The sequence below is a fragment of the Halalkalibacter sp. HAAS-P013 genome (assembly GCF_056619925.1).
The window spans coordinates 51,777-72,805 of record NZ_JBWQTU010000016.1 but is presented as its reverse complement, the minus strand read 5'-3'; the positions used below and the strand labels follow the sequence as shown (position 1 = coordinate 72,805).

The following is a 21,029-nucleotide window of genomic DNA, read 5'->3' as shown; positions in this document are numbered from 1 at the left end:
TACTTTCTTTGGAAAATTTATTTTTGAGCCGATTTTTATTTATGAAAAAAGGGCTTACTCTGCTTGCTGCTGTTAAGTCCATCTATTTTTAATAACAATATATCAAGAATTGTTTAATCTAATGGTGAAGACCGTTCCTACATTAACCATACTTTTGATTTGTATTGTTCCACCATGCAGTTCAATTATTTGCTTAGTAATGGCTAACCCTAATCCGCTACCACCGTATTTCGTGGAACGCGATTTGTCTACTCGATAAAAACGGTCCCATATATAGGGAAGATCCTTAGCTGGAATTCCTTCGCCATCGTCTTCAATTTCAATTATTATTTCTTTGTTTCTCTTATCTAGTCTAACTTGTATTTTCCCATTTAGGTTTGTGTGTCTTATACTATTATTCAAAAGATTAAGTAAGACTCGTTCAAACTGATCTGGATCAATGTTAGCAAGAAGAGTTGGGTAGGCGTACGAAAAGAGTATGTCTATTTTCTTATCATCAGTAGCTAATGTTACTTTCTTTTTAACTTCTTGAATGAAATCTACAAGATCGATTTCCTGAATATTCAACGGGATTTTCCCTTCCTCTAACTTCATTAATTGAAACAGGTCCTTTACTAAACTTTCCATTCGTACAGCTTCTTGGTGAATAATTGTTGCCTGCTCATGAACAAGGTCTGCTTCAACCTTCTGATCTTTTAACAATGCAGCATAGCCTTTAATATATGTTAGTGGTGTTCGGATGTCATGGGAGACGTTGGTTAGAAATTGTTGTCTTGTATCTTTATATTCTTTAAGTTGTCTTGCCATAGTAGAAATATGTCTTAATAAATCAGCTATTTCATCATTTCCTCTACTAGAAAGTTGGACATCAAAGTTCCCTTTTGCTATTTGCTTTGTCAAATCCCGTGCGTTCTTAAGTGGAAGCGTAATCTTTTTTGACAAGAAAATTGTTAACATACCTGAAAATAAAAGTGTAATCAATCCCATTGACATTGTAATACCTAAAAGAGTTAATCTAGCTTTTTCAAAGCTACCAGTATCTTGGTCAATAAATAGATACCCTCCCAACTCTCCGTTGATTTCAAACGGTTCGTATGACCAGATATGGGGAATATGTTCGTTCATGGTGTTAACAAATTCTGTTTTTTCATTCGAGCGTTCAGAAAGGCTAACAATCCAACTTTGATATCGATCAATCATTTCCTTTGAAACTTGTTGAGTACTATTTTGAACATTGAAATTCTCATCAAACACAATAAATGAATTATCTTGATTTCTTTTTTCCATAATCATCACATGTTCTAGCGTTTCTGGCACCGTATGCAGTTCTACTACTTCGCGGTGTGCGTCAAGTCTATGCTCAATTTCCACCTGCAGTTGATTTTTGTAAAATGATTTCGAAAGGGTGTAAAAAGAGAAACCCATCATGACTATAATCAATACCACGGACAAAAGTACAAGCAAGCTCACTTTAGTCGACAATTTCATATACTCAATCCCTCACATTGAGGAACTTTATAACCAATCCCCCATACTGTCTCCACAACAGTGTTGTCAAGCCCGGCTTTTGTTAATTTGTCACGGATGTTTTTAATATGGGTATCAATATTTCGGAAATCACGATCATCTGCCTCATCCCATACAAGGTAAAAGAGTTGTTCCCTTGTATAAACACGTCCAGGGTTGGATAGAAGGGTACTAAAAAGCTGATACTCTTTTTTCGTCAGTGGAATCCCTTTCTGATTGTAGGAAACCATTTGCTGCGACTGATCTATAATAATTCCAAACACCTCCTTCCTTTTTTCTACCAGTTGTAAAGGTTCTACACGTCGAAGTACAGAATTAACTCTGGCCACTAGTTCTTTCGGTTCAAACGGCTTCGTAATATAATCAGATGCCCCAAGGTTTAACCCCTCTACCACCTGATCTGTTTCACCAATAGCTGAAATAATAATAGTAGGGACTAATAATTCTTTCTCCGTTAATTCCTTCAATACTTGAAAGCCATTCATTTCTGGCATCATGATATCAAGTAACATTAAATCAAACTGTTGCTCTTTTATTAATTCAAGTGCTTCTTTTCCAGAACCCGCTGTCGTTAACTCAAATTCGCTAGAACCAATACATACACAGAGCAATGATTGCATTTGTTTTTCATCATCAACGATAAGTATTTTTTTCATTGATCTCACCTCATATTTAATCTATTTCTTAAACATACTGCCTTTCGACATAGATTTTTAATATTAACAATCCAATGTCATATTAACTTAAAAGTATGTAAAAACAATGAACTTCTTATCAGAAAAGATTCATTTTATTCTATAACCACTTTGTTATGAACTATTTTCTTGCCCCTTTTACTATTATAAATAAAAAGTTCCGCTTAAATTAATAGAGTTTTGTAGAATTTGATTCTTCTAATATTAACTAATCGTCATATCTATTAACGAGTGAAAGGAGAGGTCGCTATTGAAATCTAGCAAAACTCATAGTACTGCAACCATTCAAAATATGGTAACTATGTTGATTTTAAGTATGATATTCATTTTTATAATTATTGGAGCATTAACGACCTTTCAAACATCTCTAACAAGTGACGCAATTAAACGAACAACTTATGACATCTCCGTTGAATCACTCTATTATTTTATGAGCATGGAGAATCAATATTTTTCGGAGGTTTTGCCAGTTGAAAGTCAAAATCCCTCAATGGGCAAATTTGCATTTGAATTTATAACTAATATAAACTTTGATGATCCTAGAACTTTTTTAGGAAGAGAACTTCCTGGGTTTTCCTTTTATGATGGAACGATTGTTGTCGCTGGAGAAGGGTCTAATTTTACAAACATGCCTACTTCTGAATCAGCGCCCCCTATGGATGTCATTCTTGCTGAAAGAGAGGCTGCTTCTGAGAGTTTGGCAAATATGAACGAAGAAACTTCTGATGAACGTAATGATATGAGCGCCGAATCGCAATCAACAGAGAATAAAGTAGTTCATATTATCCATTCACATAGTCGGGAATCATTCCTTCCTGAATTAAAGAACGCATCTGAACCGGACGATGCTTGGCATGTAGATGTAAATGTCACTTTAGTAGGCGAGAGATTAGGAAAAGAATTAGAAAAGAGAGGTATCGGAACGGAGGTCGACAAAACTGATATAAGTGGTATGTTAAGCGAACGTGGATGGAGCTATCCTCAGTCCTATGAAGCGTCAAGAGATCTTATAAAAACAGCCATGGAAAACAATCAAGACTTGGAATTTTTCTTTGAAATCCATCGTGACGCATTACGCAGAGATATAACAACCGTTACAATTAACGGGATAGAATATGCACGAACATATTTTGTTATTGGGAAAAATAACCCTAACTATGAGAAGAATCAAAAACTAGCTGAGGACTTGCATTATTTACTTGAAAAACATTATCCAGGGTTAAGTAGAGGGGTTCTTGTAAAGGATGGAACTGGGATTAACGGTAGATATAATCAGGACCTTTCGGAAAACTCCATACTTATTGAAATGGGCGGTGTAGATAATACATTAGAGGAAAGTTACCGGACAACTGAGGCCTTAGCAGAAATTATTAGTGATTATTACTGGAACTCCGCCGAGAAAGTTAATAATTAATTTTACTTAGCATTTCTAGTAATTACTATAGTTCTACTTTGATTTTTGACAAACGTAACCTAATGAAAAAAATTGAAATGACTTGACTTTTACATGTTATTGAAGGAACCCATAATTTTGGGACCTTCAATAACAATAATTGTATACCCTTCAAAAAGTACGCAAAAAACAAAAAGTAGAAGATAATTTACTTTAGTATAGTTTACATCGTCTTAAATAAAAATGATTAATTTTATGAGCCCCTGTCTCACCTCACGTACTTATCCCTTACCTCGTTAAAATTATTTATATCGACTTTCTCCCGATGTGTGAACATATAACGAAATAGCAACCTTTGTACATATTTAATCTTTTACGCTAATAAACTAACAGTATGAACATGAAGGGAGAGAATTAATTGCTACAACCAGTCGTACTCGGTATTGTATTTATCCTTTTATTAACTTGGTTAATATGTCTTTCCTATCTATTTAAAAAGAAATTAAGCAATATGATAGGAATGGTTGTTTCAATGACTCTTGGAATAATTATCGGATTAAGTATAGGTACGCTCTCGGCAGTTTTATTTCCTGACTTATTTTTCGAAATAACTGTTCTAAGTATGTTAATTGGTGGGTTCGTTGGTGTAATAGCTGGATTCCCATATTCCTTGCTCGCGATTATAGATGGACTCATTTCAGGAGTAATGGGAGGAATGATGGGAACAATGTTAGGTGTTATGATTTCCCCAGAACATTATAATCAACTTCTAAACATTATGAGTCTTTGGACTGTTGGGATTTTCTTTCTACTATATTTACTATTAGTATATGAATTGAATAAAGAGCCGAACAATCAATCTTTGTTTTCACACCCTCTTCCATTTTTTGCTCTTGTTTGTTTGTTTATTTTTAGTTTTCACAATTTCACTTTTGAATTTAATAACAGCCCAGCCCATCATGCCAATCATGGAAATAATCAAGAAATAGTAGTAGGCGCGAATGAATATCAATTTGGTCCAGATCAAATTCAAGTGTTACCCGGTGAGGAGGTATCACTAACATTAGTTAATAACGGAATAGAGGAACATGATTTTGAGATTAAAGGGTTGGATTTTCACCTCCAAGCAATGCCTGGTACTTCTGAAAATATGTCAGTTGTTTTTCCGAAACCTGGTACGTATGAAGCCGTTTGTACCATACCTGGACATGAAGCAGCTGGAATGACAGCTACTATATTCGTTACGGAATTATAAGACAAAGTTTCCCTACTTACTTTTCGCTCAGACTAAGTAGGGGAACTTTGTTATTTTAAAAAGGAAACGAACTTATTCTGTTGAAAGAGGTCCATCCCAAACAGCCATGCCACCTCCGAAGTTAGCTACTTTATCAAATCCTTTTTCCACAAGAAAATCGGCACTTTCAACTCCCATTCTACCTGTATGACAAATAAGAATAATTCGTTTTTCTTGATTTAATTCATTATAGCGGTCTTGAAACTCTTCATAGGGGAAATTAATGGCTCCAGATATATGCCCCTCCTTATAGAGCTCCTCTTCTCGTAAATCTACTATTTCTACATATTCGTTACCAACTTCCATCAGTACTTCCTCTTGGTCAATATCATCCCATTTTTGACTTATAGGCTCCTCTTCTACGGTAGCTGTTTGGAATGGATTAATAACAATTGCAATTGAAATGATTATTACAACGATAAAACTTAAAGATAAAAGATATTTCCTCATCATTTCTCGCTCCTTTTTCTAGTTCTATATTTTTTCTTGCTTATTTAAAAGATTAGAGAAAAGGATATGTATTAAAACTGTTAACATGTAAGCCCCTTAAGGCAGGACAAGCATTGTTAGAAAGCGTTTAACATACAACAAAAATAGCCGAACATGTTGAATAAAGTTATTCAACATGTTCAATGAAAAAACTTAAAACTGTTTACTATGCTCCATAGTAGTATCAAATTCATAGACCTTTTCAATAAAGACTTGGTGCCAAAGCATGAAAGTCAGTACTGTCCATAATGGACGACTATAATCCCCTTTGCTCTTAAACATTGAACTTTCATGCAAATTGATTTTACGATGTTGTTCAAGCAACTGAAGAATCTCTTCTTTCTTAAATATATAGTCAGTCTGACTATCCATAATCAAATTCTTTGCCCAATCGTACAATTCATTTTGTAACCAATGTCTAATTGGAACAGGAAACCCTAGCTTAGCTCGATTGACAATATGCTCTGGTACAATGTGCTTCATAGCACTTCTAAGAGCAATTTTCGTTTGTGATTTATCTACCTTTAAAGTGGGATGAAGGTTAGCAGCCACTTTAAAGACTTCTTTATCTAAAAATGGAACACGGAGTTCTAATGAATGCGCCATTGTCATTCGATCAGCCTTCACTAAAATATCACCTCGTAACCATGTCTGAAGATCGATATATTGCATCTTCGTAATATCATCAAGGTGTTGAATCTGTTCATAAAATGGCGTAGTAATCTTTTCATAGTTATAATCTGATTGATACTGGCTCAATAACTTAAATTTATCGGCTTCCGAAAACATTTTCGCATTCCCAATGTAACGTTTTTCAATTGGTGTAAGCCCACGCTCTATATAGTTTCTTCCCTTTACTTTTTGTGGAACTCTGTTAAGAATAAAGTCATCATTCTTTTACCACTATCAGGAAGAGTTGATAAAGGACGAAGTGACAAAGGCTCCTTATATATTCGGTAGCCTCCAAACAGTTCATCTGCACCCTCGCCAGATAAAACAACTTTTACATGTTTGGCAGCTTCCCTTGCTAAAAAGTAAAGTGGAATAGCGGCTGGGTCAGCAACGGGATCATCTAAATGCCAAATGATTTTAGGAAGTTCCTCAATAAATTCGGTAACTGAAACTTGATAATAAGAATTTTCAACCTCCAAAGCTTCCACTGTTTGCTTTACAGGGTTTAGTTCATGATAACCTTCTTGCTCAAACCCAACAGTAAATGTCTTAATGTTAGGATTAATTTTTTTTGCTAATGTTACTATACAAGTGGAATCAATTCCTCCAGATAAAAAAGCTCCTAATGGAACATCACTTATCATATGACAATTTACAGACTCCTCTAACGTTTGTGCGATCTGTTTAGAACTTGCATCCAGATCACCTTGACTTGGTTTAAAGGTTGGCTCCCAATATTTTGTTTGGATTAAATTCTCTCCTTTCCTTTTGATGAAATAATGGCCAGGCTCGATTTTAAACGTATCAGTTGTCATCGTTAATGGCTCAGGCACATATTGAAAAGTTAAATAATGATGTAATGCTTCCTTATTTAAAGATCTTTTGTTTTCAAGTGCTACTAAACTTTTTTTCTCGGACGCGAAATATAGTTCATGCTCACTTTCACCATTCGTATAATACAATGGTTTGATACCAAAGGGGTCTCGTGCTCCGTACATCGTTTGCTCCTGCTTGTCCCAAATCAAAATAGCAAACATTCCTCTTAAGTCAGAAAAAGCTTCTTCTTTTTTATGACTAAAAAGAGCAAGAATCGTTTCTGAATCTGATGAAGTTTGAAACGTATAACCTATATTTTTCAATGTTTTACGCAGTTCCTGATAGTTATAAATTTCACCATTAAATACCATCCAGTACCGCTCATTTTCAAATGAGATAGGTTGTTTTCCATTTTCCACATCAATGATACTTAGTCTTTTAAATCCAAAAACGATATGATCATCATTAAAGAAACCTGTGTCATCTGGTCCACGATGATGAATCAACTTAAGCATATTATTTATTTGATTTTTTTCTATATTTCCGATTTCATTTTGTTCATTTATATATCCAACAAAACCGCACATTTGACAACACCTCATATTTCTTCTTGTTTTAGATTAGATAATTACATTACCCTCAATGTATGTTTTTTTCATGAAGAACTCATGTAAAACAAAGGGAAATGAATTTTAATGTTCAACATCACAGTGCCAGTCCCATTTTGAACCGCCATTTTTAAAGACATACCATCATAAAAACATGACCTCTACTTTATGGTCATGTTTAGGAGTACACATCGAATTTAATCAAACAGGTATATCATTCTTGTATTGTCCAGTTCTCCTTGCAACCAACACATGAAATACGAGAACACTCGTAATACTTAGACTTACAGTAAACATATAAATATTAGTTAAATAGGGATGAAGTCCTGAATATAACCACGGAAAAATCCCCAGTGAATAATCCAATATATCGTTTGTTAAAGTCCACAGTGCTACAATTAACAAATGTTTTAATTTGAATCGACTAATTGAGGCACATACCATATTTATACGAAGATCGTTCCCAACAAATTGGTCATAAAATAATAACCAATTTGTGTTATAGAGTATTGCATTTAATTGTGTAGAAACTATGAAGAAGATTTTATAAAAATATTTTTAAAAAAGATAATACCTTTAATCTCTTATGACGACAAAATGAATGGCTCCTAACCTTCGTAAGGAGCCATTCATTTATATACCTTTACTTTTTTAGCCTCTTTTACGGTAAACCAAAACCCTATTAAAGAGCTTAGCCAGACTAATGTAATAGTCATGATGAAAGGTACTTGTAACCAATTAGGCGCATCAGGATTGTGTATAAAAATAAAATAAGCCGTATGCAAAATTACCAAATGATACAAGACATGTACAGTTTGTTGGACGTATTTCCAAGATTTGAATCCCAATATTTTTTTACTTCTTGTATTTGATGTTAACATTAAGATAAGAACATATACCAACGCTACAATTCCCAATAAGTTACCTAAAGCAAATCCAGGATGTAAAACCCACTCACCTGCAAATGGACTAAAAACGAAAAAGAACTGGAATAATTCCCATTGAACCCAGCCATCAAGGATAATCAATACATGAACAATTGCAGTAACACCTGTCCATATCCCAAGTTCTCTTCTCCAAACCAGCCATTTCCTTACTGACTTGAATACTTTAGAAAGGGATCCTAGAAGTAAAATCACACTTAAGAATAGTAACGATACATCTGCAAATGCTCTGTTCCATGCATGCATTGGATCCCAGAGACCTCTGCTTTGAAAAAATAGATAAGCTAGTATAAGCGATAACCCCCCTACAACTATTTGTCTATAAGTACTATTTTTCATCGCACTCCTCCTTAATCTTCTGTTGGAGTATATCCTGCATGTTTGTAGAATGTATGAAGAATGATAGAAGAAAAAAATGTTAACGAGCAATTTAAAATACTAGTTAGTCAGACTAACTAGTATTTTTACACCATACATAGCTATTTAACTCCCGCCTCTTGTAACATCCATTCAATGTGGCCACCATAGCCTGATGTTGGATCATTTACAAAAACATGCGTAACCGCACCAATCAACTTGCCCTCTTGAATAATTGGGCTACCGCTCATCCCTTGTACAATTCCTCCTGTTGTTTCTAGTAATTTATGGTCGGTTACTTTAATAATTAATCCTTTTGTTGTTGGAGACTTTCTTGGATTTGATTTGAGAATCTCAATATCAAATTCTTGTACTTTATCTCCCTCTATAACCGTAAGTATTTTAGCGGGACCTTCTTTAATTTGATCAGCAGAAGCTACAGGAATAGGTTGATCAAAAAAAGTATCTTTATTGAATACTTCTCCAAAAAGACCAAAAGGACTATTTAATGTAACTGAACCTAAAAGCTCCTGATTAGGTAAGAACTTTGCTATCTTCTCACCAGGTTCACCGTTAACCCCTTTCTGAATTGATGTAACAGGGGACAACATTATTTGACCATCATGAACAACGGTTGCCTGTTTGGTTCCAGCTTCTGATATAACGTGACCAAGTGCCCCGTATTTATTCGTATCAGGGTGAAAGAATGTTAGAGTACCTATACCTGCCGTGAAATCACGTATATATAGCCCTGATTGATATTTGTCGTCTTCTTTATTTCTTAATGGTGTTAATTCTTTCAAAAAAATTGATTATCTCTCCTAATTTCTATTTTTAGTATTTCTTTTTTCTCACCAGCTTCTTGAACAATTTCTTCCACTTGATCCGCCCTACTTATAGGATTCCCATTAATTTTCGTTATCAAGTCTCCTACTTCTATTCCTGCCTTAACTGCAGGTGATTCTTCTCCAACTGAAGACTTAACAGAATGATAGCCTACGACAAGCACGCCTTCTGTATTTAGCTTGACACCAATGGATTGACCTCCGGGCACAATTTTCAGTTCTGGTAATGTACGAACCTGAACTTGTTTAATTGGAAAATTACCTATTTCAATTGTCAAAGTTGTATCATTGGCTTCTTTGCTTGTTGCAGTGATTGAGGTTGTACCTGTTCTATTATTTGTAGAAGTAATGTTTGTAACAAGTTTTTCATTTTCAGTTTTTGTAGAGTAGTTACCTATACGTGTAGAAGAGATTTCCCAGCTTATTTGTTGCCCTTCATAAACAGTAATCTCATTTGGAATACTTATGACATCTTGAATAGGCGTAGAATAGCCCAAGAAAAATATGCTTAGTAAGAGAATACAACCAATTAATTTTCTGATCCCCTCGCCCATCACAACTTCAGCCTCCTTGGTACAATACATGTGTTAACTTAATCTCCTAAATTTGAAAGCTACATTTTAAAAAATGATGACATTTAACACTCAAGCCCATGACAACTAACTTCTTGGACAACCTTATTTTTTAATTCATTCTTGGGAATTCACAAAATTTTTATGCTTTTATTAATCATTTATCTTAATTTAATTTCTTCTTCCCTTTATTATTTTTTTGTTGCTTCACTACCTCATCAAGATATCCTTGATTAGCTAAACCTGCTCTTCTTCGATAAATCCAAGTTATTACTGCCCCAATAATCAATATAATAGAAGCTACTTGTGCCGTTCGCAAAGTATCACCCATCATCAGGTTATCTAATCTCATTCCTTCTATGACAAAGCGACCCATAGAATACCAAATGAGATAGCTATAAAAAATTTCACCTTGTTTCAGGTTTAACCTGCGCAGATAAAGTAAAATTGCAACACCAATTATATTCCAGATTGATTCATATAAAAATGTTGGATGATAGTAGGTTCCATTAATATACATTTGATTGATAATAAAATTAGGTAACATAAGATTTTCGAGAAACTCTCTTGTTACAGGTCCACCATACACTTCCTGATTCATGAAGTTACCCCAACGACCAATGGCCTGAGCCAGTAAGATACTAGGTGCAGCAATATCCAACAATTTAAATATTGGTATATTTTGTTTTTTGGCATAAACAATAGCTGTCGCTACACCGCCAATTAATCCACCATGTATAGCTAAGCCACCCTCCCATATATACAACATTCTTATAGGGTCGTCTACGTAATGTTCAAATCGGAAGGCCACATAATACAAGCGGGCACAAATAATGGAGATAGGTAATGCCCATAGAAGTAAATCTGCAAATGTATCTTTCGGTAGCCCTCGTTTAATCGTTTCCCGTGTAGCCATTATATAACCAATGGCTACACCGATCCCAATAAGTGCCCCATACCAATAGATTTTTAAAGGACCGATTTCAATAAAAATTCTGCTTAACGGTTGTATTGTTTCTTCCATTTCCCTTTCACCTCTTAGCTGTTTAATTGTTTTGCAAAGTTAATATAAAATCTTAACTATAGTTATTAATATATAAGGAAAGTTTGAATTAATTATGAAAATTAAATATAATTCCTGTTAGATCTTTTATAATTTAACTAGTTTCAAAGGTACGTTGATAGTTTCGATGATTGATACAGGTACGTTCAAAGGGAAATTCATCCTCCCTACCACAAACAGGATACGTAATAAATTCAGCCTTTCTAATTTTTAAAGTATATAAGAGGATCTCCAATCCAAATTCCTAATAAGTAGAACTTCGATTTTATCTCAATGTCTCTTTCTCACAGACAAAGACAAAAGCAGGAGGAATATTTAAAGGAACTACTTTAAGACTCGTTTTATCAAAAGCCGCATTAAGATAAAGAAGCAAAAAAGGTGTATATTGAAAAGCAATAAATTTCCCGCCTGGTTTGAGAACATAGTCTATCTGATCAAGTAAATTGATTAGTTCTTCTTTTTTGAAATTTAGTAAAGGAAGACCAGAAAAAATATAATCAATTGAATTTTCTTGTTTATTTAGGATCCCCTTCAAGTTAAAGGCATCATCAAAAATAGTAATTTCAGAAGCAAATCTGTTTAACGATTGTTTTAAGGAGTTATTGTTTTCAAATACTATTAATGGGTGATCTAGTTTTGATTCTTTGAGTATTGTTTCAGTAAGAACTCCTGTCCCAGCTCCTAATTCAACAACCTTCGAATTTTTTTGTAATTTTACTTGGTTAACCATACTCTGAACGAGGTAAGAAGAGCTAGGGATAATACTTCCAATAGCCTTTGGGGAGTGCATAAAACTTTTCAAGAAAACTCTTTTCTCATTTGGCATAATAAAAACCCCTTATTTTCGTTAATAAGAGGATTATTTCATATGAATTTGTTCAAAGTATGAAGTTTAGTAGTTTTAATAAAAAGTTATGTTATTCTGAAAAATTAATTTTTAACTTACCTGACAATTACGAGCTGCACGAGCCCTTTATATCCGACTCTTAAAATATCTGCAGCTATGCTTCTTACAAAAAAACGCAACAACTTAATATAATACAAACCAAAAAAGGGATAAATGACTTATTATCTCATTTACCCCTTTCTGTTTTCATTTTATTGACTTCACTCTTAATTGAGTTATATTTTTAATTCTTTCTTTTTCCTTCCTCTGCCAATACTTCCCACGATTTCCCAAAGTCCTTTGTCTCATAAATACTTTGTTTCATTGATCCGAGTACTATCTTTTGATCATCTGTTGGATGGTTACTAATATACATAATGTAATCATCGTCTACCTTAAAATTCAAATATGCCCATGTTTCTCCAAAGTCTTCACTTAAATACAAGCCTTCCTTTTCTCCGAAGAGATAGGCTACTAAATCTTCTGAATCAGAATCAAGAGTTTGGAAAGAACTTGCGCTAAGATTCTTTTCTTTTAAAGCCCACGTTTGACCACCGTCTGATGATTCATACATTCCTGTCTCAGTTCCAGCTAGCAAATAATCAGGAAATTGCGGATGAGACGTTAATGAAAGAATGGAAGCTACAGGTCCTGGTAATCCTGTTGTATCCACCATCTCCCAATCATAACCTCCATTGTTTGACCGATATAGGTTTGAGTTGTATACATCAATTCCATACATGATTTCTTGGTTTTCTTCATTTACGTGTAAAAGATGAAAATCTACTTCCTCATAAAGTGCAATTGGTTCCCATGTTTCCCCAGAATCATGACTAATAATGACCCCTAATGGATCAACATAGTCAGATCGAGCACCAGGATGTCCACTTGAGATCATCAAGTCCTCATCTATAATTGTATAACCCATGAAATCATGCTGATGTTCTGGCTCACCAACTAGTTCCCAACTTTCTTCATTTAAATTAATTAAGCCCATATGTGTAGCTAAAAAAATACTCTCGTCATGTTGTGAGTATTCTAATCCATGAATATGCATAAACGAGTCGATCTGATTTGTGTCATTTGAGCATGCTGATATAACAAATAAAGATAGAGTAATTATACTAGCCATTAATCCTTTTTTCATTGAAATAATCCCCTTTAAATGTATTATCTTTTGTTGAAAATTTGCTCACTTTATCGTTAAAACCTTCTACGATAGAGCGACAACTCTTATTTTAACATGTTCTTTCTCTTTACAAATTCTTCTTTGAGATTTTACCGGCTGCGAAACGTTCCTCCAAAATGGCATAGGGAGACTTCGCTTAACTTTCCAATCGAAACAAATGCCTTAGTATTAAATAAATGATAATAAGCAGAGCAAGTGCAACTAATCCCACTTTTAAGATATACGACATCATTTCAGCTGAATCTTCATACGTATGATCCCCTTTTTTAAAAGCCCATAAAACCATTAAAAATATTATTTACTAAATAAGAGGTAATTCTAGTCATCCAATCAAAATACAAAAATACACCAAATACGATCATTAAAATTCCCCCAAATTTCATAATCAGATTCGTATATTTATTAATCCAGTTCATTCTCCCAATAAAGAATGTCATCATAAAGAACGGTATTGCAAACCCAATACTATAAGCACTCATATAAAGCATCCCGGAACCCGGGTTGGTCATACTTAAAGTAATGACGGAAGCTAAGATTGGGCCAATACAAGGAGTCCATCCAGCAGCAAATGCAATGCCAATTACATAGGTGCCAATATACCCGCTAGGTTTATTGGAAAATTGGAATTGATGATTTTTCATTAGAAGCGACGGCCGGATTACTCCAAGAGTTACCAGTCCAAACAAAATAATAAAAATGGCCCCTAGTTGCCGAATAAGATTATTGTATTTCAAGAATAGGTCTCCTATTAATGTTGTGGACATTCCAAGCACAACAAAAATAGTAGAAAATCCTAAAATAAAGATGAACGTGTGTAACATTGCTCGTGGAGGTAAAAAACGACCTTTTTTCTTCATCTCATCCACCGTCATCCCGGTTATATAGGATAGAAAGGCTGGATATAATGGGAGATTGCAGGGGGAAATAAAAGATAATACCCCCGCTCCAAAAGCCAATAATATTGTTAAATCTGTCATAAATATCTCCCTTTTAAGCGTATGAATGTAATCCTGCAATGACTAAATTGATAAATAGCAAGTTAAACATAATGATCCCAAAACCAATCACTAAAAGCCATGCAGATTTCTCACCATGCCAACCCCTTGATAGTCTTAAATGTAAATAGGCAGCATAAAAAAGAAACGTTATAAGAGCCCAAACTTCTTTTGGATCCCATCCCCAAAATCGTGTCCAAGCGATTTGAGCCCAAATCATGGCAAATATTAATCCACCTAAAGTAAAGACTGGAAACCCAATAATAATCGATCTGTAACTAACTTCATCAAATAGTTGGGGACTAACGTTTTTCAAGATAGGTTGTATCGCAGCTGCAATCCGTCTTCTCAGAATCAAACGTAATAAAAGATAAAGAATGCTACCTGATAGAATTGACCAGAAGAACGTATTCAATTTTCTTGGGGACTCTACTCCGTTCATCCAGCTAGGTGTTTCCAGTAATGGTCCGAACCGGTTTTGATCAGCTGTGATTAATTCTCCTTCATAAGGACCTACAATTGCCGGTAATTCATATTCAAGCTGTGCCTCCATTTCCCATTCATTTATCCAATTAAAAGTGACAGAGTAATTATTTAATGAAAACACTCCAACTGTAATTGCAATGGCTACGGCACATATAACCGAATAAATAACAGCCTCGAGCCAAAATGTTTGTTTTGAGCGCTTACTTTGGTCAACGACACGTATGAGGTAGATTAAACCTGCAATAAATCCAACCCCTAAAATCCCTTGACCAATAGCCGTGGTTATCACATGAATATGAAGCCAGTAAGTTTGTAAGGCAGGTATTAAAGGCGTAACTTCGCTTGGGAATACTGATGCATAGGCAATGATCACAATTCCAACAGGCATTGAGAAAATACCTAATACCGGCTTCTTATAAATAAGATAAAGAATTAGAAACGCAAAAATAATGGTTAATCCTAAGAACGTGGTATATTCAAACATATTACTAACTGGGGCATGTCCAGGCGCAATCCACCTAGTGACAAAATACCCTAGTTGTGCTAAAAATCCTGCACACGCCAGACCAAAACTGATCCATCCCCACCTATTCGTTTTATTAACTGATTTACTATTTTCATAATAGATCGTAATAGAGAAAGCAATTGTCGCGAAAATATAGATAAAAAACGCCGCGAGCAATAGATTACTACTTAGTTCGACCATGTTGTAACACTCCCAAACTACTTATTTGTCTTCTGTCCTATCGACCGGCTGTTCGAGCTCTGCCTCTATTGCCACTTCAGTCATTTCACGTTTAAAAGCATACCAATTCTTATTCGTATGGCCTGCCATCATTACTTTCCCATTCTCTACTTGTATCCAAATTCTCCGGTGAGTCCAATAGCTTCCCTGGACTAAACCGATCATAAAAATGAATCCACCTATAACTAAAATGGGCAAAGTATAGTCTTTTCGAACAATCAGCGCAGATACATGTTTTGTCTCTAGATCAGATAACCTAATTGAATAAACATTCTCATCTGTAGGGTCGAAATTACGTCCAATGGTTAAAAAACTCACTTCTTTTTTTTCTTGATTTGGACTATTTACTTCAAAGATAAAGGCAGGATTATCAGGAATCCTTGATTTGGTACTTGGAATTCCATCATTATTTAAATAATAGTCTGGTAGATAATCTTGTAATTTAACGTAGTAGTCGTTAGGAAGATCATATTGTTGTTCAGGATAAAATAGATCAACTGTAAACTCTCCAATCATTTCTCCTGTTTCATCATGTTCAACTGTAAACATCATCTTATTTAACTCGTGAAGTTTATAATCAACTTGGTATAGACCAAATCCATCAAATTTAAAAGGATCATTTACTCTGATTTGATACGAATCCACCTCTTGAAGATCGCGTTGTAAACCTACTGGGCCGTCATCGTTTCGTTGGTACAATGTCACATTTGTTTGATAAGTTTTAACAACCACTCCCCCCGCTCGATCAATCGCAGTTTGGAAGAGCTCGTCATTTTCATCGTATAATTCAACAATAAACTGATGATTTTCCAGATAATATTCTCCATTTGTCCCTGGGATTACCTCAGTATCCCCTTCTCGAACCCAAAGGTGGTGATCAACAAACATTCCCGGAAAAAAGCGTAGCATTCCACCAATTAAGAAAATAATGAGACCAATATGGTTTACATAAGGCCCCCATCTAGCAAATCGTCCTTTTTCAGCTAAAATAGAAGTTCCATCTGTTCTAACGTTGTATTTTTTTTCCTTTAAACTATTCAACCATTTCTCAGTATTTTCCGTTTTATCTAGTTGTGTTTCACTCACTAGACGCTGTTTCTTCATAAAATTGATGTGCTTATGGACACGTTGGTGTTTTAAGGAACGATATAACGGAAAAAAACGATCCACACTAGCAATGATAAGTGAAACGGTCAAAGCAGCCATTAATAATAAATACCACCAAGATTGATACAGGTTATGAAAGCCTAATTCATAATACACTTGTCCAAGGAACCCATATTGATCTTGATAGTACTCTGCCGGGTTAACGGCTGGTGGTATATACATTTCCTGTGGAAGAATGGTACCCAATGATGACGCTAGCAACAAAATGACAATAATCCAAATCCCTACTTTTACTGAGGAGAAAAAATTCCATATTTGATCAACTATCGTTTTATTGTAGGTTTGCGAACGTCTTGCCGCTCCTTCATAACGCATATTTAAAACTTGCTGATTTTCACTCGCGACAAATGGTTTGCCGCATCCTCCACATAAGTCTGTTCCTTGAGGATTTTGCTGTCCACAAGAACAGCTAAGGTTATTCATTTCAATCACTCCTGCGGTTTAATACTTTCCATATACTGTGCGATCGCTTGCTCTGACATGCCTCCTGTAATGATGTTAATGATTTCTCCTTCCGCATTGATTAGAAATGTAGTAGGAAGTGGAATAACACCATAACGGTCTAATACTTGTTGTCCTTTATCCATTGGAATTGGGAACGTTAAGTTTAGTCTTTCGACGAAGCGCTGAACGGTTAATTCGGGTTCACCTACATTAACAGCAAGGATTTCAACTCCCTGATCTTTATATATCGCATATTGATTTTCCATATAAGGCATCTCACGCTCACATGGTGGACAATATGTACCCCAGAAATTCAAAAAAACACCTTGCCCCCGGTAATCTTCAAGCTCCACCTCATTGCCATTAAGATCTGTAAGAACAAAATTTGGTGCTTCATCGCCTAGCCGAACAGCTGCATCCGCATCTGAAAAAAAATTAGAATAGAATGTATACCCTATCGCGATTGCCATGATGAGCAAGGTCACTGTTCGGATAAATAATCGTCTAGTTTTCATAGAACTCCTCCTTTAAACCTACAATATTTAAGAGTATAAAGAGAAATTGTGAAGGAATCATGGAGAAATGCTAAATTGGAAAATCTGTCACATCCTATTCATATATTCACTATGGCATAAAAAATGAGCCCCTTAATATTAAGAGGACCCATTATATTACTATTTATTATGCTTTGCCTTTTTTGGTGTAGATTTTAAAGATAATATAAACGCAACTTACTAGGAAAACTGGAATAAGAGTATATAAACAAATAGTAATAAAGGTAAGACTGAGATGACGATGTGCTTCAGGTAGAATCCAAGTTGCTGAAATCGTTAAACATATAATTCCTAATAAAATAAAAACAAAAATAACTAGCCATTCTGCTTTCTTCAATTGGCTTCATCTCACTTTAATCCGAATTTTGGGTAGAATAATAGTGAATTCAGTGCCTTCACCAACAGTGCTTTCCACCTCAATTGTCCCATTGTGTAACTCTATTAGTTGCTTCACAATGGACAATCCAAGACCAGTACCACCGAAAGCCCTAGACCGAGACTTTTCTACTCGATAAAAACGTTCGAATATATACGGTAGCTCTTCTTCTTCCATGCCAATTCCCGTGTCCCTTACCTTAATCTTAATATTTTCATCATTACTAACAGTAGAAATTGTAATGAATCCTTCTTTCGTATATTTTATTGCGTTTTCGACTAAATTTATAAGAACTTGCTCCAATCTTAAAGGATCACCAAGCACTATACTGTCATCCTTATCAGATAGTTCACCTAGGTATTCTATTTTAAGGTTTTGTTCTAGAGCTTTGTATGCCGTTTTCTTTACAACAAGTTTTATAATTTTATTTAAGTTCACTTTTTTATGTTCAAGATTAAAACGGCCTTCGTCCATCTGTGCTAAGTCAAATAAATCATTGACTAAATAAGTTAATCGCGTTGCTTCATGATCAATAATTTCAAGGTATTGGTTTCTTTCTTCTTCTGTTTTCCAACGCCCTTCGCGCAAAACTTTTGAGTATCCTTTTAAATATGTCATAGGTGTGCGTAACTCATGTGATATATTGGCGAAAAACTCGCGTCTTTGATCATTTATACGTTGTAAGCTAAATGCTAAATCATTAATAGCTCGTGCCAGTGTCCCTAACTCATCACCTGATTTCTGAACGATACGTGTATTATAGTTCCCTTTAGAAATTTGTCTTGCCGCTTTTTCCATCCTGACTAATGGCTGAGATAATTTTTTGGAAATAAAATAAGTAAGTCCAATTCCCAGAAATAAAGCACCAATTGCTGAGAGTTTTAGGAAGTTTTGCACGTTTTTTATGGACAGTATGATACTCTCGAGTGAAGAAAAAACAATAACATGTCCCTTGGCATTATTTACATGTATATGTGAAGCTGTCGCAATGTACGTTTTCCCATCAGAATCTTCAAACGAATTAGTCATATAGTGGTGTGAATTTGCAGAATGAATAAGGTCAAGAAGATACTCTGTGTCATGATGACTCATTACAAAATTTGATTGAGCCCAAACCTCTCCCTCATCACTAAGTGCCAGCATTTTTTGATTCGAGATTTTCGCAGCCACTTCCACAACCTCTAGTCGGTTTTCAACAGTACTATCATTAATTAAGCTAGCATATTGAGAAGACAGCATATGTGTTTCTTCTTGAGCTTGACTAACATAAAATCCATAAAAAATTTGATTCATGACAAAACCTAACGGCAATATTATCGTAATTAATAACAGAAGAATCGTAAGGCCTAATTTAATATCAATTCGATTCATAAGTTATCCCATCTCTTTTTATACAAATTTGTATCCAACACCCCATACAGTTATTATTCGATTATTTTTTAGTCCAGCAGCATAAAGTTTTGATCGTATATTTTTGATATGAGAGTCTACAGTTCTTTGTGCTCCTACATAATCCTCTCCCCAGATTAAATAAAGCAAGTCGTCTCTCGTATATACTCGTTGTGGATTTAAAGCGATCTTATATAAAAGCTCGAACTCTTTTGCTGTTAATTCAACCAATTCATTGTTCACATAGACACTTCTATTTTCATAATAAATGGATAATCCATCTTCAAATGCTAACTTCACCTCGTCTTTCTTTGCCTCAATTGTGGTTACTCTTCTTAGCAATGCTTTTACACGAGCTATTAACTCTTCTGGCTCAAATGGTTTTGTAAGGTAATCATCTGCTCCTAAATTTAACCCATCTACTCGATCTTCTAATGCCTTTCTAGCTGAGAGCATTAGTATCGGAATTGTTGAATACTCTCTTACGATTTTACATACTTCAAAACCATCAAGATCTGGCATCATAATATCTAGTATAATCAGATCATAATTATCTGGGTTATTCCGAATCTTTGTAATAGCTTCCTTACCCGTCGAAGCCTCAAATAGAACAAATCCCTCATCCTTCAAATATATCGATAAAAGAGTTCGCATTTGAAACTCATCATCAACAATTAAAATAGTTTTGTTTTCAATCATATGATTAACCCCTTAGTATTTAATTTGAAACGAAATGGTAAAAATTATGAAAAGCATGTTATCATATTAATGTTAAAATTCTATTGTAAAAGGAAGTTCCCATATCGTTTCTGACAAATTTGCTCTTGAAACCATTAATACAATAGTCTCAGGTAGTGGTTGAGCGAACTCATATTCACCTTTCATCGTATTTAGATTTTGTTCAGTTTTAGACACCAATGGATAAATCCTCTCTCCTTCAAGCTCTATCGTTACCCCTATTCCTTTTGTTGGATGTACATCATTTAAATTTAACCTTAAATAGTTATCCTTTATATCTATATTTGTTAGTATAATTCCGTCACTCATAACATTATTTCTATTCCCATCTATTTCAAAGGTCACTAATTTTTTATTTAAAGTTGGCTTAACGTATAACGAAAAAGATAGGAATCCTGCTAATTTTTGGTTTTCACTTTCACTTAAATAGAACTCGCGTATCATCACTTTCTCATCATTAACGAACTCTGTTTTTTGCTCCTCATTAATTTTGTAAAATTCATGACCATTAGCTAAAATGATCTGACTTGGAAAAGCAACAGCATAATCATTTTTGTTAATTCCGCCCTCCGTAATACTTTCCAGCGTTACTGTTAAGAAAAAACCATTCTCTACTTCCTCGATTTCATCTATTACCACTTTTATATAACTGTTTTCGTAAATATATTGAACGTCTTTGATATCTGGTTGTTGACATCCAGCCAAAGTAATAAAAATGAATATCAGTACTGATATTATTCTCACATTACTCCTCCTATAGCCCACACATTTATAAAGGGGTAACC

Annotated in this window: 17 protein-coding genes and 2 pseudogenes; 2 read left to right on the top strand and 17 right to left on the bottom strand. The window is 34.7% G+C overall.

The features are described from left to right. Nucleotides 1-102: 102 nt before the first annotated feature. Nucleotides 103-1,488, bottom strand: a complete 1,386-nt coding sequence (locus AC1FXP_RS19445; protein ID WP_480063644.1) for a sensor histidine kinase — start codon at nt 1,486-1,488, stop codon at nt 103-105. Beyond that, a complete protein-coding gene (locus AC1FXP_RS19440; RefSeq protein ID WP_480063643.1) occupies nt 1,485-2,183 on the bottom strand; it encodes a response regulator transcription factor in 699 nt (232 codons plus the stop codon). Before AC1FXP_RS19440 ends, AC1FXP_RS19445 begins: the two co-directional genes overlap by 4 nt. Before the next feature lie 289 nt (nt 2,184-2,472). On the opposite strand from AC1FXP_RS19440, the gene spoIIP reads away from it, so the two are divergent. Beyond that, nucleotides 2,473-3,636, top strand: a complete 1,164-nt coding sequence (gene spoIIP / locus AC1FXP_RS19435) for a stage II sporulation protein P (protein ID WP_480063642.1) — start codon at nt 2,473-2,475, stop codon at nt 3,634-3,636. Between the two features lie 397 nt (nt 3,637-4,033). Then, the gene (locus AC1FXP_RS19430) at nt 4,034-4,870 is read left to right on the top strand and encodes a cupredoxin domain-containing protein (protein ID WP_480063641.1); all 837 of its coding nucleotides are present in this window, start codon (nt 4,034-4,036) and stop codon (nt 4,868-4,870) included. Nucleotides 4,871-4,942: 72 nt separating this feature from the next. Here the strand turns inward: AC1FXP_RS19430 and AC1FXP_RS19425 are convergent, their stop codons facing one another. The 15 genes and pseudogenes from AC1FXP_RS19425 to AC1FXP_RS19355 all read right to left on the bottom strand — a co-directional run bounded on the left by AC1FXP_RS19425 (nt 4,943) and on the right by AC1FXP_RS19355 (nt 20,988). Further along, nucleotides 4,943-5,362, bottom strand: a complete 420-nt coding sequence (locus AC1FXP_RS19425) for a rhodanese-like domain-containing protein (protein WP_480063640.1) — start codon at nt 5,360-5,362, stop codon at nt 4,943-4,945. Between the two features lie 189 nt (nt 5,363-5,551). Then, a pseudogene (gene asnB, locus AC1FXP_RS19420) lies at nt 5,552-7,473 on the bottom strand (asparagine synthase (glutamine-hydrolyzing)). A gap of 222 nt (nt 7,474-7,695) precedes the next feature. After that, the gene (locus AC1FXP_RS19415) at nt 7,696-7,938 is read right to left on the bottom strand and encodes a DUF1405 domain-containing protein (RefSeq protein WP_480063639.1); all 243 of its coding nucleotides are present in this window, start codon (nt 7,936-7,938) and stop codon (nt 7,696-7,698) included. A 185-nt stretch (nt 7,939-8,123) separates the two neighbouring features. Then, a complete protein-coding gene (locus AC1FXP_RS19410) occupies nt 8,124-8,777 on the bottom strand; it encodes a ferric reductase-like transmembrane domain-containing protein (protein ID WP_480063638.1) in 654 nt (217 codons plus the stop codon). Between the two features lie 140 nt (nt 8,778-8,917). Further along, nucleotides 8,918-10,197, bottom strand: a pseudogene (spoIVB, locus tag AC1FXP_RS19405) (SpoIVB peptidase). Nucleotides 10,198-10,378: 181 nt separating this feature from the next. After that, nucleotides 10,379-11,236: a prolipoprotein diacylglyceryl transferase gene (lgt, locus tag AC1FXP_RS19400; RefSeq protein ID WP_480063637.1), complete on the bottom strand. Its 858-nt coding sequence runs from the start codon at nt 11,234-11,236 to the stop codon at nt 10,379-10,381. A gap of 304 nt (nt 11,237-11,540) precedes the next feature. After that, the gene (locus tag AC1FXP_RS19395; protein ID WP_480063636.1) at nt 11,541-12,101 is read right to left on the bottom strand and encodes a class I SAM-dependent methyltransferase; all 561 of its coding nucleotides are present in this window, start codon (nt 12,099-12,101) and stop codon (nt 11,541-11,543) included. Nucleotides 12,102-12,405: 304 nt separating this feature from the next. Further along, a complete protein-coding gene (locus tag AC1FXP_RS19390; RefSeq protein WP_480063635.1) occupies nt 12,406-13,308 on the bottom strand; it encodes a F510_1955 family glycosylhydrolase in 903 nt (300 codons plus the stop codon). A gap of 308 nt (nt 13,309-13,616) precedes the next feature. Continuing rightward, nucleotides 13,617-14,327, bottom strand: a complete 711-nt coding sequence (locus tag AC1FXP_RS19385; RefSeq protein WP_480063634.1) for a cytochrome c biogenesis CcdA family protein — start codon at nt 14,325-14,327, stop codon at nt 13,617-13,619. A gap of 13 nt (nt 14,328-14,340) precedes the next feature. Beyond that, nucleotides 14,341-15,537: a c-type cytochrome biogenesis protein CcsB gene (gene ccsB, locus AC1FXP_RS19380; RefSeq protein WP_480063633.1), complete on the bottom strand. Its 1,197-nt coding sequence runs from the start codon at nt 15,535-15,537 to the stop codon at nt 14,341-14,343. A 21-nt stretch (nt 15,538-15,558) separates the two neighbouring features. Continuing rightward, nucleotides 15,559-17,166 (bottom strand): cytochrome c biogenesis protein ResB, encoded by a 1,608-nt coding sequence (resB, locus tag AC1FXP_RS19375; RefSeq protein WP_480063632.1) that lies wholly within the window; start codon nt 17,164-17,166, stop codon nt 15,559-15,561. Between the two features lie 5 nt (nt 17,167-17,171). Continuing rightward, nucleotides 17,172-17,702 carry a thiol-disulfide oxidoreductase ResA gene (resA, locus tag AC1FXP_RS19370; protein WP_480063631.1) on the bottom strand — a complete coding sequence of 177 codons (531 nt, stop codon included), beginning with the start codon at nt 17,700-17,702 and terminating at the stop codon, nt 17,172-17,174. 382 nt (nt 17,703-18,084) lie between these two features. Beyond that, nucleotides 18,085-19,488 carry a sensor histidine kinase gene (locus tag AC1FXP_RS19365; RefSeq protein ID WP_480063630.1) on the bottom strand — a complete coding sequence of 468 codons (1,404 nt, stop codon included), beginning with the start codon at nt 19,486-19,488 and terminating at the stop codon, nt 18,085-18,087. Nucleotides 19,489-19,506: 18 nt separating this feature from the next. Next, the gene (locus AC1FXP_RS19360; protein ID WP_250095573.1) at nt 19,507-20,205 is read right to left on the bottom strand and encodes a response regulator transcription factor; all 699 of its coding nucleotides are present in this window, start codon (nt 20,203-20,205) and stop codon (nt 19,507-19,509) included. Nucleotides 20,206-20,277: 72 nt separating this feature from the next. After that, nucleotides 20,278-20,988 (bottom strand): hypothetical protein, encoded by a 711-nt coding sequence (locus tag AC1FXP_RS19355; RefSeq protein ID WP_480063629.1) that lies wholly within the window; start codon nt 20,986-20,988, stop codon nt 20,278-20,280. Nucleotides 20,989-21,029 lie beyond the last annotated feature (41 nt).